Genomic DNA, 14,275 nt, shown 5'->3' on the forward strand with positions numbered 1-14,275 from the left:
GCATTGCTGCCATCAAACTTCCAGAGTTCATTACCATTGGACCCGGCTGCTGCGAAATATAAATTATTATTTAAAACAGTTAATCCTGCAGGGCTTGAGTTAGCTGCACCAGCATTAATATCTGCAACCAGCAAGGTGCCACCGCTTGTGCCATCTGTTTTCCACAGTTCTTTTCCGTTACCATCAAGGCCCGCAAAAAATAAGGTTGAACCCATTGCGGCAAAGGGGGGATAGTTATTGTTACCTGAAGTACCGATTGTTTTTACCGGAACCGTACCTGCAGCCGTGCCATCACTTTTCCATAGTACATTGCCGGTGCCAGGTGTTACTATCATCACATACATATTATTACCGGCAACCATCAGGTAGCTGGCTACATATTGATTAAGGCCAAAATCAAATACCATAAAAGTTCCGGCAGTTGTACCATCGCTGCGCCAAAGCTGATCTACACCAGTTCCGCCTGCATCATACACTATAAAATATAGAATGCCGTTTACCGGCGTAAGAAATACCACTTGCGGTACAGCAGCGTATGCACTAAAATTATATACCAGCGAAGTACCTCCAGGTGTACCATCCGTTTTTTTCAATAACGCATTATTGCTATTATCAATTACACTGTAATAAACATATGCACCCATTGCTGATAACTCAACAACTGGTGTTGTATTAGGCCTTGTGGGTTGAAATCTTTCTAAGGCTATCGTACCAGTCTGCGTGCCATCACTGCACCATATTTCTCCATAATTAGGAAAATTATCTCCTGCAAATACAACCTTATTTCCCAGTGCCGTTAATTTTTCAGCTTTGGTACTTATATAAGTTGGATAAGTAAGATTTAATTTGATAGTACCAGCAGGAGTGCCATCGGTTCTGTACAATCCCCTGTCAGCATCCGGGTCATTATCTTCTGCATTAAAAAAAGTATAGTTACTGGTTTTTACAATTTGCTGAATACCGCTGCCCGTAGCACCCGGAAAAACATCTTTTAATAATAAAGGGTTTTGCGCAATGGTGGTTGCCGTTATAAAAATTAATACAAATGGCATGCAAAATTTTTTCATAAAAAAAATTTAAGTGTGAAGATGTGGTTGTCGGCTTTTACAGAAAATGAATAGTAAATACAAGTTTTGGGAGATAGCTTTAAACACTGCAAAATAACTTTTGTTATAGCGTGCCGCAATACTCATTTAGGGTGACAATGCATATTTTTTATAAAATTTATTTCAATGATTTATTTATATCAAAAATTGTTTTTTTAATTTTATTATAACAGGGTGTTATCACCCAATTGTTTATCAGTTGTAATACCTTAACTTTAATTGCAATTAAACTTTTCCTTAAGCCAATGCGAAAACTAACCGGTGTATTTACCGCACTCTGCCTTTTGTTACCCTTTGCCGCTACCGCTCAACTGCCACGAACAGACAGCCTTACAGCAAGTATTGAAAAAACCGGCAATACCGACCAAAAAGCCGGGCTGCTGATTTTCAGAAGCAAAGCATGGCCAAATGCCAGCATTGAAAAAGCGCTGGCTGATGTACAGCAGGCACTGGCGTATTACCAGCAAACCAATAACGAAGAGGGGCAGGCAGATGCTTACCTGCAGCTATCGGGATTGTACAGCCGGCAAAATAAATATAAGCTGGCCCTGGATATTGATTCGGTTACCTATTGGCTGGCAAAAAAAATTGATTATAAAAAAGGGATAGCGCTTGCCTTAAGCAACATGGGGCGTAACCAGCAACAGGCAGGAGATATGCAAAAAGCCAAAACTGCTCTTTTACAAAGCCGCCAATTGATGAATACAATTGGAATGGAACGGGAAACGGCAGAAATTCTTAACAGGCTGGGAATACTTTACCGAAAATTATCCGACTTTAAAATGTCGCTTAAAAACTTTGATGAGGCACTTGAAATAGCAAAAAAATATAACAACACTGTATCTCTGGCCAATATCTATATGAATAAGGCTAACACCTTAAACGAATGTGCTCAATACGACGAAGCCATAAACCTGCACCTGGAAAGCATCCGTATTAAAGAAAAATTAAAAGACGAAAGGGGCCTTGCACAGAGCTATAATAACCTGGCAGCTGTGTACAACAGCACCGGCAAGTATTCCGAAGCATTGCACTATTTTAAACTAACCAAAACTATAAACGAAAGACCAGGCATCAATAATAAAACTTCCATGGCCCTGGCTTACAGTAATCTGGCCAGTGGTTTTTCTAAATTACAGCAGTACGACTCGGTTGAATATTATTACAACAAATCTTTACTGTTGTTTAAAGAAACCGGCGAAAAACCAGGGCTGGCACTGGTGTATAATAATATGGGCCAATATTACACAGATGTACAACAATATACTAAAGCCCTCGGCTACCTGCAGCAGGCCCTGGCCATTCGCAAAGGTTCTAACCTGGTGTATGATGAGGCATCAACCAGGAACAGTATTGGCGTGGTATTGGGTAAAATGAACCGTATAAAAGAGTCGGAAGATTATTTATTGCAATCAATGGCACTGGTGCGTAATGATGGCTCTAAGTTGCAGCAGGATATTTATAAATCGCTGGCTGCACATTATAAACAGGTGGGTAATTTTGAAAAAGCCTCCGAGTACCAGGGCAAATACATCAGTATAAAAGATACACTGCTTACAGAAACAGAGGCAATTAATATGGTAAAAGCACAGGCTGATTACGAGATTGAAAAAAAAGAAATTCAACTTACGTTAGCCGATAAAGAAAAGCAATTGAAATCGCTGGAGTTATCCAACAGTAACAAAACAATCGTGTTGTTGGGGGCTGGCTTTGTATCACTGGTATTGTTGCTGGGATGGGTGTTTTTCAGTTTTACACAAAAAAGAAAAATGGCAATGGCACTGGCGGTAAAAAATGACCAGATTGAAACGTTGATACGGGAACTGCATCACCGGGTAAAAAATAATTTACAGGTAGTATCGGGATTATTATCGCTGCAAAGCAGCAGGATGGATGATGATAAAGCAAGAGAAGCAATGGACGAAGGAAGAACAAGAGTAGACGCCATGGCGATGATACACCAAAAATTATACATGAATAAAGATTTAACCGGGGTAGATATAAAAGATTACCTGGAAAATCTTACCCATTCGCTGGCAAATAGTTTTGGATACAGCAGCCAGCACATAGTAACTCATGTTGATTTACAAAAATCAGCAATGGATATTGATATGGCCATACCCATCGGGCTAATAGTAAATGAACTGGTAACTAATGCTTTTAAACATGCCTTTAGCACTACCCTGCAACCAAAAATAAATGTAACCCTTTCGGGTAAACACGGTGGCGAAATGCAGTTGAGCATTACAGATAATGGTAAGGGCATAACAAAAAGCGCAGATATATCAAAATCGTTTGGGATGAAGCTGGTAAATACTTTGGTAGCACAACTTAACGGTACCATGCAACAAGTGCAGCATAACGGTACCATTTATAATATTCAGATTAGAGCGTGATAAAAAAAGCATGAGAGAAAAACCAACCGTACTTATCATAGAAGATGAGCTGATAACTGCTGCCAGCATTGAAGAGCTGCTGCTGGAAGAAGAATATACTGTAATTGGTATGGCCAAAGACGCAGCTACGGCTTTTAGATTATGTAATCATGCCGAAGAACCACCTTCGGTAATTATATGCGACATTAATATTAAAGGAACTACACAGGGTGTGGAGCTGGCCGGACAACTGAAAGAATTATATGATTGTGAAATAATTTTTCTTACTGCTTATGCCGATGCTAAAACCCTGCAGGATGCTTTTACCAAAGATCCTGTAATGTATGTGGTAAAGCCTTACAGCGATGTGCAATTATTAGTAGCCCTGCAAATGGCTTTTCATAAAATTTACCACAAAGAAAAAACAGTACTTCAATTCCAGCTCGATCTAACCGAAAGAGAAAAAGAAATTGCTTTGCTGGTAGCACAGGGCATGTCTTCCAAGCAGGTTGCCCGAAAATTATTCATCAGCATAGAAACAGTAAAAACACACCGCCGGCGGATGCTGAATAAAAATAATATCAGCAGTTTTCCGCACCTGGTATACCTGATGAACAGGGAAGTGCAATAAAAAATTTAAACCCATCTGCTTTTTTTATTAAACCCTGTTACAAATAAGCAGCCTCCATTTTTTAAGTTTATCTTTAATAACTTATTTTATTTCAGCTAAAAATTAATTACAATGAAAATATATTTTTTATTAGTTATAAGCCTGTTGGTAATCACCTTATCGGGCTTTACCGTAAAAGTTCCTAAAGCAGTAACTGATGCATTTGCAAAAAAATTTCCTGCAGCAAGGGAAATAAAATGGGGTAAAGAAAATGCAGAGGAATACGAAGCAGATTTTAAAATTAACGGCAATAAAATGTCGGCTAATTTTTTAGCAGACGGCAGCTGGACAGAAACAGAAGCCACCATTGCTGTTAGTACATTACCTGCTGCAGTTGCTGCTACGGTAAAAACAAAATATCCTGCACATACTATTGTGGGTGCAGGTAAAATTGAAAAAGCCAACGGTGAAATTTTATACGAAGCCGAATTAAAAAAAAGCAATAAAAAAATGGAAGTAATTTTAAATGCTGACGGCAGTATTATAAAGTAAAAATTTTAATCCTTTGCAGGTGCTGTTTTTAACGCCACCTGTATTTAAATGTAAACAATGAAAATCATTAGTTTAATGATTGCAGGCTGCTTATTATTAACCTGCAACGTGTTTGCCCAAAATAATTTTAGTTGTTTTGTAAAAGATGTGGCAACAAAAGAGGTTTTACAAAGTGTTTCTGCAAAAATAGAAAGCAGTACCCAGGCGACAGCATCTGATAATAACGGAAGAGTTGCATTTAATAATCTAGCCGCAGGCGAAATAAAAATTACTTTTTCTTTTGTAGGATATGAAAATGCAACGGTGCGTTTTAAAATTCCTCAGGGCGATACGGTGCAAATAATTTATTTGCAAAAAGATGAAAAAACAGAAGAGGAAGTGATCATTACATCCTCACGTACCAACAGCCGTATAGAAGATCTGCCAACAAAAGTAGAAGTGCTGGGCAGCGAAGAAGTGGATGAAGAAGCCGGAACGATTCCCGGAAATATTGCCAGTTTACTGGGAGATATTGCAGGCATACAAAATCAGCGCACCTCCGGCACAACAGGCAGTATAGATTTACGGGTGCAGGGCTTACCCGGCAAATACACACAAATATTAAGAGATGGGTTGCCTTTGTTTGGCGGCTACAGTGGCAGTTTTAGTGTTCTTCAAATTCCACCATTGGATTTAAAACAGGTAGAAATAATTAAAGGAGCAAGTTCTACATTATATGGTGGCGGTGCCATTGCAGGTATGATCAACCTGATCTCTAAAACACCCAAACTAAATCAGCCGCAGCATAGTTTTTTAATTAACCGCAGCACACTTAATGAAACAAACATCAATACCTTTCACAGCTATAGAAAAAATAAAATAGGGTACACATTTTTTGCAGGTACCACATTGCAAAAAGCCGTGGATGTAAATAAAGATGGTTTTAGTGATGTGCCTGATTTAAAAAGTTTTTTCTTTCACCCAAAAATATTTTTATACCCTAACGAAAAAAATATTGTAACGCTGGAGTACGATGGTAGTTACGAAGACCGCAATGGCGGAGATATGCAGGTGCTGCATCAAACAAAAGATAATACACGCCAATTTTTTATTCAAAATAAATCGTTGCGAAATTCAATTGCCGGTACCTGGCAAAATAAATTAAATAAAACCGACGAGTTAAATTTTAAAGGCTTACTGAGTTTTTTTAACCGGGATATTATAAGCAACGTATTTGGCATGAAAGCATACCAGCAATCTTTTTTTACTGAATTATCTTATTTAAAAAAATGGCATAAACATACACTTGTTTCGGGGATAAATATTTCGGGAGAAAGCTTTGACAAAAAATTACCGGACACTTCCGGTATCAATTCTTACAGCAATATTATTTTTGGTGCCTTTATGCAGGATGACTGGAAATTAACACCAAAACTTACAGCACAAACCGGTGTACGTTTTGATTATAACAACGGTTACGATCCGGTTGTTTTGCCCAGATTATCATTGCTGTATAAATTTAATAACCGTTTTACTTCCAGGCTGGGTGGTGGTATGGGTTACAAAGTACCATCAGTATTTACCAATGATGTTGATGAAAGAGCATTACGTAATCATAACTTAAGTGCAGGCATACTTACCGAAAAATCTTATGGCGCTAACTGGGATATTAATTACAAACAAAAAATAGATGAATGGCATGTTACAGTTAACCAGATGTTTTATGTAACACAAATTAACAGGCCTGTAATTGAAGATGTAAATGGAGGAATTAATTTTAATTATGTTAATGCAGCAAAACCATTAAATACTAAAGGTTTTGAAACATATGTTGCGGTAACACGCCAGGGGCTTGAAATGTATTTAGGGTACACCTATACCATTGCAAAACAATTATACAATCCATTGCAGCCCTTTGTACCACTTAGTGCAAAGAGTAAATTTGCTGCTGTTATATCTAACGAATTCAGCGAAAAATTCAGGGCCTGTATTGAAGCCTCTTATACCGGCAGGCAATATTTAGATGATGGTACAAAAACGCCGGGCTACTTAATTGCCGCAGGCATGATACGCTACGACATCAAAAATATTTCGCTGGTATTAAACTGCGAAAACATTTTTGATTACCGCCAAACCCGTAAAGAAAGTATTGTTTTTGGTTCCATCACCAATCCATCTTTTAAACAAATTTGGGCACCTGTTGATGGGAGGGTGGTTAATTTATCTGCCAGGATAAATTTTTAAAAGAGTTGTAAAAAAATATTGTTTATAAATAAATATGGTCAACTTATTTTTAACTAGGTTTTAATTTTTTACTGCATTTGCATATCAGCCCCTGGTACAGTTATTATTTATTTTAAAGCACTTGCATTTTTAAAAACCAAAATATATCTTTACCCGTCCTTCTTTTTTTATTCTCATTTAACACCTTAAACTAATGAATATAGCCAGCACAACTGTTTATGCAGCACCTGTGTCCCAGCAGGAACGTATAACCATTCTCGATTCGTTAAGAGGTATTGCTATTCTTGGTATTTTATTAATGAACGTTCCCGGCTTTGCATTACCCGACCCTGTTATGGATGATCCCTCTGTATTGGGCGAAAGCGGTGCAAATTTTAAAACCTGGTATTTTATTGATTGGTTTATGGAAGGCAGCCAGCGGGCATTATTCTCTATGTTGTTTGGGGCAGGTATTATTTTATTTATAAGCCGGCAGGAAAAAAAGACAGATGGTTTATGGCCGGCTGATTATTTTTTTCGCCGCCAGTTATGGTTACTGGTATTTGGGTTGTTTAATGCATTTATTCTTTTATGGTTTTGGGATATTTTATTTCATTACGCCTGTATTGGTATGATTGCTTTTGCATTCAGGCGTTTATCTGCCAAAACATTAATTATTGTTGCGGTTGTTTGTTTGTTGCTGCAAACGGCAAGGGATAATGTAGAAGCTTACCGTGATAGAAAAATGATTTATAAAGGGGAAGCCATTGCAAAGCTGGATACCACTGTAACCAAACTTACCGACGGGCAAAAAGAAGATTTGGGAGCCATGACAGGTTTAAAAGAAAAAACAAGTAAGGAAAGCAAGATAAAAAAAATGGAGAAAAATCTTAAAACTGTAAGGGGCAGTTACGGAGGTTTTTACCAATATCAAAGTGGCAGAAGTATGGAAGGAGAATTGTATTACACCTACTTTGGTTTGTGGGATATTTTAATATTTATGTTTTTAGGAATGGCATTTTTTAAAACTGGTATTTTAATGGGCCATGCATCTGCTAAAATATATTGTGCATTATTTATTGGCGGCCTTGGGCTGGGTTTAACGCTTTCATACTTTCGGCTGCAACCATTAATTGATTATAAATTTGATGGCTACAATATTAAAAGAAATGTTTTATTTGAGTGTTACGAAATATCCCGGACCTTAAGATCCGTTGGAATTTTTGGATTAATAATGCTGTTGTATAAATCTGGTTGGTTTAAATGGTTGTTTGCATTAATGCGGCCCGTGGGCCAGATGGCATTTACCAATTACCTGATGCAATCTTTTTTAGTAGGATTATTTTTTTACGGCATCGGCTTTGGCATGTACGGTAAATTAAACCGGTTCGAAATTTATTATGTGGTAGCCGCAACATGGGTACTGCAAATTATCTGGAGCCATATTTGGCTGCGGTATTTTAGATTTGGTCCGCTGGAGTGGTGCTGGCGCAGTTTAACGTATTGGAAACTGCAGCCGTTTAAAAAAAGCAGTACTGCAACAGAACCAATGCCAGTGTAATAAATTTTACTGCTAAATAAAAAAGAAATATGCTGCACCAGCCAACAACAGCTTCACTTGCTGCTCCTGTTAAACAGGAGGCAAGAATTATTATTCTCGACAGTCTCAGAGGGTTTGCCATACTGGGTATTTTGCTGATGAACATTCCATCTTTTGGCCTTAGCGGCGATACGTTTATATTGCACGAAACCGGCATCAATTACCGAACCTGGTATTTTATAAACTGGATTCCCGATGGTACTCAAAGAGCTATGTTTTCTATGTTGTTTGGCGCAGGTATTTTGTTGTTTGTAAAAAATGTTGAAAAAAGAATTGAAGGTATAAGGGTAGCCGATTATTTTTTTCGCCGTCAACTTTGGTTACTTGTGTTTTCTTTAATAGATGTTTTTTTGCTTTTATGGAATGGTGATATTTTACTGGACTACGCACTTTTTGGGATGCTGCTTTTTACATTTCGAAATCTTTCACCAAAAAAATTATTGATTGCTGCAGGTGTTTGTTTACTGCTGATGCTTGCCCGGGAAAACAGGGATCTTTATAAGAGTAAAAAAGTGATTGCAAGAGGGGAAACAGTTGCAGCAATGGATACCACAAAACTTAAACTTTCGCCAAAGCAGCAAGATGAGTTAAGTGCTATGACAGAGTTTAAAGAAAGAACATCACTTGAAAAAAGAATAAAAAGAATGCAAAAAAATGTACGCATATTAAGCAGTGGCAGTTACGAAGAGGTCTATGAATTTCGTACAGAGCGTTATCTGAGCCAGGTAATGCGGTACATTTTTTTTGAAGCATGGGATGTACTGTTGTTTATGTTTTTGGGTATGGCTTTTTTTAAGATGGGGATATTAACGGGGCAGGCCGCTTCAAAAATTTATTGGTGGATGCTGATTGTTGGCCTGGGCCTGGGTTTGTTTTTATCTTACCTGCAAATGCTGGAGAATGTTAAATACCAGTATAACAATTTTGAATATTCAAAGCATGCATCAATAAGTTATTACCAGCTGCACAGGGCGTTGCGGTCTTTGGGTTTATTTGCAGCAATTATGTTGCTGTATAAATCAGGATTATTTAAATGGTTGTTTGCATTAATGAGGCCAGTAGGGCAAATGGCTTTCACTAATTATTTAATGCAATCTATTATTTGCGGACTTTTTTTTAACAGTATGGGTTTTGGTATGTATGGTAAACTGCAGCGTATAGAAATTTATTATGCAGTGGCTGCAGTGTGGATATTTCAGATCATCTTCTGTAATATATGGCTGCGGTATTACCGCTTTGGGCCTTTTGAGTGGGCATGGCGCAGCCTTACCTATTGGAAAAAACAACCGTTAAAAAAACAATCAGCATAGTTTTAAAAGAAATAATAAAACCGATATTATAAGTGCCGGTTTTTATCACCGCATCTTTACTACTCATTACTTCTCTTGGTTTTGCTCACTGGATCAGTCAGTGAGTAAAACAAAAAACTGTTAGTTATTTTATTCGATGATAAAAAGTAACAGTTACATATTTTTACAGAAGAAAATTTTATAAAAAATTAATGGCATTTAAAATAATCGAAAGGTTCTTTACAATCGTTGCATTGGTATAATGCTTTGCAGGCAGTGCTCCCGAACTGGCTGATTAATTTTGTATTGGTGGAATTGCATTGAGGGCATTCAATCACAAGGTCTCCCGTATCGTCTGACCTTGTGTAAGGAGGTGCTATACCGTAGGTTTTTAATTTTTGTTTTCCGGCTTCACTCATCCAGTCGGTTGTCCATGCAGGAGAAAGTACTGAAGTGACTTTTATTTTTTTATAGCCATTTTCAAGCAGCCTCATTTTAATATCCATTGTTATCATATCCATTGCAGGGCAGCCGGTGTAGGTTGGGGTAATGATAACTTCAACTTCTTCGTTATTGATTTTCACAGCTCTTACAATACCTAAATCTAAAATGGTAAGTACAGGAATTTCCGGATCGCAAACTGTTTCAAGTATTTGCCAAATTTTTTGTGCTGTTATTTCTTTATCAACTACCATGTAGAATTTGGATAAGTCCTTTGCATATATTGCAATTCTGTTAAAATATAACCTAAATGCTCAGTATGTATTCCTTGCTTACCACCCGTTTGCATAAAAATATTTTCAGGTACAGGCAATGCGGCTTCATTAAAAATTATTTTAACTTTTTGCAACCAATCATCTTTTAATAATGTAACGTCAATTTCTTTTTCATACGCAGCCGGAACAAACATTTCTCCTGTATATTTCCATAATTCCTCAATGGCTTTCAGCATTCTTGTTTTACTTTCAGCAGTACCGTCGCCTAAGCGTATTACCCATTCGCTGCTCCAGCGTACATGATACTTTATTTCTTTTAATGCTTTTGCAGTAATAGCTGCCAGCTGTTCATCTTTACTATGCTGCAATTTTTCAAATAATAAATATTGAAACTGGCTGAATAAATATTGCCGTAAAATAGTTTGTCCCCAATCGCCATTGGGCTGTTCAACCAATAATAAATTTTTAAATTCTCTCTCTTTTCTTAAATAAGCAAGAGAATCTTCTGTTGCATCTCCACCAATTAAAACAGCAGCATATTGATAAAAATTTCTCGATTGCCCAATAAGATCCAATGAAATATTAGTGATAGCAATATCCTGTTCTAATATTGGCCCATGACCACACCACTCTGCATTGCGTTGTGCAAGAATTAAAGTGGTATCCGCAAGCGATAATATGTACTCAATTAATTTATTCTCCATAACAGTCCACCTTTAGGGGATAGGGGTTACATATGATTTACTTCATCAGGCAAATTATAAAAAGTTGGATGCCGGTATACTTTATCAATTGCAGGCTCGTACAATTCTCCCGACTCTTCAGGATTTGATGCAGTGATATATTTACTTTCTACTACCCAAATGCTGATACCTTCCTGCCTTCGGGTATAAACATCTCTTGCATTTTCAATGGCCATTTGTGCATCGGTAGCATGTAAGCTGCCCACATGTTTATGATCGAGGCCCTGTTTACTTCTTACAAAAACTTCCCATAAAGGCCAATTGCCTGCGGTGGGAGCTTTGGCGCTTTGCAATTCATTGCCTCCTGCATTATCATCAGGAATATCTCCGTAATAAAATTTACTTATTTTAATATTCATACTTAAAAAGGATTTTTAATTATTATGCTGCTTCTAAAGTCCCTCCTCGGGAGGCATTTAGGGAGGCTTTTCTGCTATGCGCCATCGCTGCTTCTCTTACCCAGGCACCATCATCATGTGCTTTTTTTCTGGCAGTTAATCTTTGTTTATTGCAGGGGCCGTTTCCTTTCACTACATTCCAAAATTCTTCCCAATTTATTTCTCCAAAATCGTAATGCTTTCTTTGTTCATTCCATTGTAGTTTATCATCGGGTAAAGTCATACCTAAAAGTTTTACCTGCTCCACGGCCATATCTACAAATTGCTGGCGCAACTCATCATTAGTTTTTCTTTTTATTTTCCATTTCATACTTTGGTCGCTGTTGGTACTTTCAGCATCTTTAGGACCAAACATCATCAGGCTTGGCCACCACCAACGGTTAATCGCATCCTGGCACATGGCTTTTTGTTCATCGGTTCCTTTACTTAACACCAATAAACTTTCAAAGCCCTGGCGCTGATGAAAACTTTCTTCTTTACAAATACGCACCATTGCTCTTGCATACGGGCCATAACTGGTACGGGTAAGCATTACCTGGTTTAAAATGGCGGCACCATCTACCAGCCAGCCAACAGCACCCATATCGGCCCAGGTTAATGTGGGATAATTAAAAATAGAAGAATATTTTGCTTTACCACTATTCAAATCATTTATCATTTCATCCCTTGATGTACCCAATGTTTCTGCAGCGCTGTATAAATATAAACCATGGCCGGCTTCGTCCTGCACTTTTGCAATTAAGATGGCTTTTCTTTTTAAAGATGGCGCCCTGCTAATCCAGTTGCCTTCAGGTAACATCCCCACAATTTCGCTGTGTGCATGCTGGCTTATTTGCCGCACATTGGTTTTGCGGTAGGCATCGGGCATCCAGTCTTTAGGCTCAATTTTTATTTCTTTATCAATTGTATCCTGAAATATTTTTTCAAAATCCTGTACTGACATAAATGGTAAGTTTAGTTGTAAAATTAATAAAAAAACTAACAAGTGTTAGTTAAAATTATTTACCTGAAATTTTTGAAGAAAAATTTTTCATTTCTTTTTTTGCCTGGAGATTCTATTTAACATGCTTCCAGTTTTCGCCAATTTTAATGCGATAAACTTGCATATCACTTACTTTGTATTTTGCAGCTATCTCTTTTAATGTTGCGCTTTTTGCCAACAACACTTTAATTTCTTTTACTTTTTCAATAGTTAGTTTGGTGTTGCCGCCAGTTCCATTTTCAGCCGCCAATTTTCTTGCTTTTTTTACAAGCGGGCTTCCTTGTGCATGTGCCGAGGCTTCGGGTATTGTTGCCCAGCCGAGGTTGGTATAGCGGTTATCTGTTTTTTTATAATTAAAATGGATAACTACCTTTTCACCTTTTTGTGGCGCAGGTAAAAAATTTTCGGCTACCAGGCGATGCAGTAAAATTCCGGGATATGCAGATGTACCGTTCTTTTTCTTTTTTCTAAAACGCCAAATCGGATATCCCTCCTGTAAAGATCCTTTTACCGCTGTACCATCATGTGGTAGTTTATCAAAGCAAACTAATCTGCCGTGGTTTGATATGGCATATTGTTTTCCAAAAGCAGTTTTATGAAAAGTAATTACTTTCCATTTTTCTCCTTCTATTTTTTTCATGCTAAAATAATTAAAAGCCGTTTAGTAAAAATAATTTATTTAACATCAAAATCTACTATCACTTTTTCGCTTACCGGATGCGATTGGCAGGTGAGAATAAAACCTTGATCAACTTCCTCCTGTTCTAATCCCCAGTTTACATCCATTTTTACTTCGCCTTCTGCAAGCTTTGCTTTGCAGGTGCAGCACATGCCGCCTTTGCAGGCAAAGGGTAAATCGGCACCCTGTTCTAATGCCGCATCTAAAATGGTAGCGTTGTTAAAAGCTAAATAAAAATCAAAACTTCTGCCATCAGCCATTATAGTTACTTTGCTTTTTGCGCCGCTGTTTTTATTCTCAGTTGTTTGCTCTTTTATTTTATTTTGTCCGGGTGTTGTAAATAATTCAAAATGAATTTTCTTTTTATCAATACCCAATTGTTCTAAAAAATCTTTAACACAAAAAATCATTTCTTCGGGGCCGCAAATAAAATAATCATCTATGCTGTTGTAATTAATTATTTTATTAAGCTCAGTTAGTTTTTGTTTATCAATTCTTCCATAATTAATTGTAGTATCTGTTTTTTCTCTGCTTAATATATTGATGAAATTAAAGCGCTGCAGGTATATATTTTTTAGAGCTTCCAGTTCTTCGAAAAAAATAATAGAGCTGCGGCTGCGGTTACCAAATATTAAGGTAAAACTGCTTTGCGGTTCAATTTGTAAAGTGGTTTTAATTATAGACAATATGGGAGTGATACCGCTGCCCGCTGCAAAAGCTGCATACTGTTTATTATTACTGGCTTGCAGTTGGGTATTAAACTTTCCGGTTGGCGGCAACACTTCTATCGCATCACCTTCTTTTAATCTATCATTGGCATAGCAGGAAAATTTTCCATTAGTAACTTTTTTTACAGCCACTTTCAATTCATTTTCAAATGGCGAACTGCAAATGGAGTAAGACCGGCGCAATTCTTCGCCATCAATATTTTTTTTAAGGGTAATATTTTGGCCCTGTTCAAAACTAAATGTTGTTTTTAATTCTTCCGGAATGTCAAATGCTATAGAAACACAATCGGGTGTT

General features: G+C 37.3%; 13 protein-coding genes. 6 read left to right on the forward strand and 7 right to left on the reverse strand.

The genetic code is table 11. The features are described 5' to 3' along the window. On the reverse strand, positions 1–1,067 hold a 1,067-nt coding region (locus ACY65O_RS13120; RefSeq protein WP_462221311.1), incomplete at its 3' end, for a hypothetical protein. Positions 1,068–1,351: 284 nt separating this feature from the next. On the opposite strand from ACY65O_RS13120, the gene ACY65O_RS13125 reads away from it, so the two are divergent. The 6 genes from ACY65O_RS13125 (at position 1,352) to ACY65O_RS13150 (ending at position 9,755) form a co-directional block, all read left to right on the forward strand. Beyond that, entirely contained in the window at positions 1,352–3,502 is a 2,151-nt protein-coding gene (locus ACY65O_RS13125) for a tetratricopeptide repeat protein (protein WP_462221312.1), read from the forward strand. A 10-nt stretch (positions 3,503–3,512) separates the two neighbouring features. Next, complete coding sequence (locus tag ACY65O_RS13130; RefSeq protein ID WP_462221313.1) at positions 3,513–4,112, forward strand: response regulator; 600 nt, start codon at positions 3,513–3,515, stop codon at positions 4,110–4,112. A gap of 111 nt (positions 4,113–4,223) precedes the next feature. After that, on the forward strand, positions 4,224–4,643 hold the full coding sequence (locus ACY65O_RS13135; RefSeq protein WP_462221314.1) for a PepSY-like domain-containing protein: 420 nt from the start codon (positions 4,224–4,226) through the stop codon (positions 4,641–4,643). 57 nt (positions 4,644–4,700) lie between these two features. After that, positions 4,701–6,866 (forward strand): TonB-dependent receptor, encoded by a 2,166-nt coding sequence (locus tag ACY65O_RS13140; protein ID WP_462221315.1) that lies wholly within the window; start codon positions 4,701–4,703, stop codon positions 6,864–6,866. 193 nt (positions 6,867–7,059) lie between these two features. Then, entirely contained in the window at positions 7,060–8,406 is a 1,347-nt protein-coding gene (locus tag ACY65O_RS13145) for a DUF418 domain-containing protein (protein WP_462221316.1), read from the forward strand. A gap of 29 nt (positions 8,407–8,435) precedes the next feature. Then, entirely contained in the window at positions 8,436–9,755 is a 1,320-nt protein-coding gene (locus ACY65O_RS13150) for a DUF418 domain-containing protein (protein WP_462221317.1), read from the forward strand. 188 nt (positions 9,756–9,943) lie between these two features. On the opposite strand, the gene paaD is transcribed toward ACY65O_RS13150, so the two are convergent. From paaD to paaE, 6 genes are all read right to left on the reverse strand, one after another. After that, entirely contained in the window at positions 9,944–10,429 is a 486-nt protein-coding gene (gene paaD, locus ACY65O_RS13155) for a 1,2-phenylacetyl-CoA epoxidase subunit PaaD (protein ID WP_462221318.1), read from the reverse strand. After that, a complete protein-coding gene (paaC, locus tag ACY65O_RS13160; RefSeq protein WP_462221319.1) occupies positions 10,423–11,154 on the reverse strand; it encodes a 1,2-phenylacetyl-CoA epoxidase subunit PaaC in 732 nt (243 codons plus the stop codon). The genes paaD and paaC overlap by 7 nt, the downstream gene beginning before the upstream one ends. 26 nt (positions 11,155–11,180) lie before the next feature. Next, positions 11,181–11,552, reverse strand: coding sequence for a 1,2-phenylacetyl-CoA epoxidase subunit PaaB (gene paaB, locus ACY65O_RS13165; protein WP_462221320.1), 372 nt, complete (start codon positions 11,550–11,552; stop codon positions 11,181–11,183). A gap of 22 nt (positions 11,553–11,574) precedes the next feature. After that, positions 11,575–12,534, reverse strand: a complete 960-nt coding sequence (paaA, locus tag ACY65O_RS13170; protein ID WP_462221321.1) for a 1,2-phenylacetyl-CoA epoxidase subunit PaaA — start codon at positions 12,532–12,534, stop codon at positions 11,575–11,577. A 112-nt stretch (positions 12,535–12,646) separates the two neighbouring features. After that, the gene (locus tag ACY65O_RS13175) at positions 12,647–13,213 is read right to left on the reverse strand and encodes an NUMOD4 domain-containing protein (RefSeq protein ID WP_462221322.1); all 567 of its coding nucleotides are present in this window, start codon (positions 13,211–13,213) and stop codon (positions 12,647–12,649) included. Positions 13,214–13,248: 35 nt separating this feature from the next. Further along, a partial coding sequence (paaE, locus tag ACY65O_RS13180; RefSeq protein ID WP_462221323.1) for a 1,2-phenylacetyl-CoA epoxidase subunit PaaE occupies positions 13,249–14,275 on the reverse strand: 1,027 nt, incomplete at its 5' end.

Origin of the sequence: Ferruginibacter sp., from assembly GCF_031430955.1 — a bacterium.
Classification (GTDB): Bacteria; Bacteroidota; Bacteroidia; order Chitinophagales; family Chitinophagaceae; genus Ferruginibacter.

Coding starts and splice junctions, on each gene's coding strand:
- ACY65O_RS13125 (WP_462221312.1), top strand. CDS start 1,352: ATGCGAAAACTAACCGGTGTATTTACCGCACTCTGCCTTTTGTTACCC.
- ACY65O_RS13130 (WP_462221313.1), top strand. CDS start 3,513: ATGAGAGAAAAACCAACCGTACTTATCATAGAAGATGAGCTGATAACT.
- ACY65O_RS13135 (WP_462221314.1), top strand. CDS start 4,224: ATGAAAATATATTTTTTATTAGTTATAAGCCTGTTGGTAATCACCTTA.
- ACY65O_RS13140 (WP_462221315.1), top strand. CDS start 4,701: ATGAAAATCATTAGTTTAATGATTGCAGGCTGCTTATTATTAACCTGC.
- ACY65O_RS13145 (WP_462221316.1), top strand. CDS start 7,060: ATGAATATAGCCAGCACAACTGTTTATGCAGCACCTGTGTCCCAGCAG.
- ACY65O_RS13150 (WP_462221317.1), top strand. CDS start 8,436: ATGCTGCACCAGCCAACAACAGCTTCACTTGCTGCTCCTGTTAAACAG.
- paaD (WP_462221318.1), bottom strand. CDS start 10,429: ATGGTAGTTGATAAAGAAATAACAGCACAAAAAATTTGGCAAATACTT.
- paaC (WP_462221319.1), bottom strand. CDS start 11,154: ATGGAGAATAAATTAATTGAGTACATATTATCGCTTGCGGATACCACT.
- paaB (WP_462221320.1), bottom strand. CDS start 11,552: ATGAATATTAAAATAAGTAAATTTTATTACGGAGATATTCCTGATGAT.
- paaA (WP_462221321.1), bottom strand. CDS start 12,534: ATGTCAGTACAGGATTTTGAAAAAATATTTCAGGATACAATTGATAAA.
- ACY65O_RS13175 (WP_462221322.1), bottom strand. CDS start 13,213: ATGAAAAAAATAGAAGGAGAAAAATGGAAAGTAATTACTTTTCATAAA.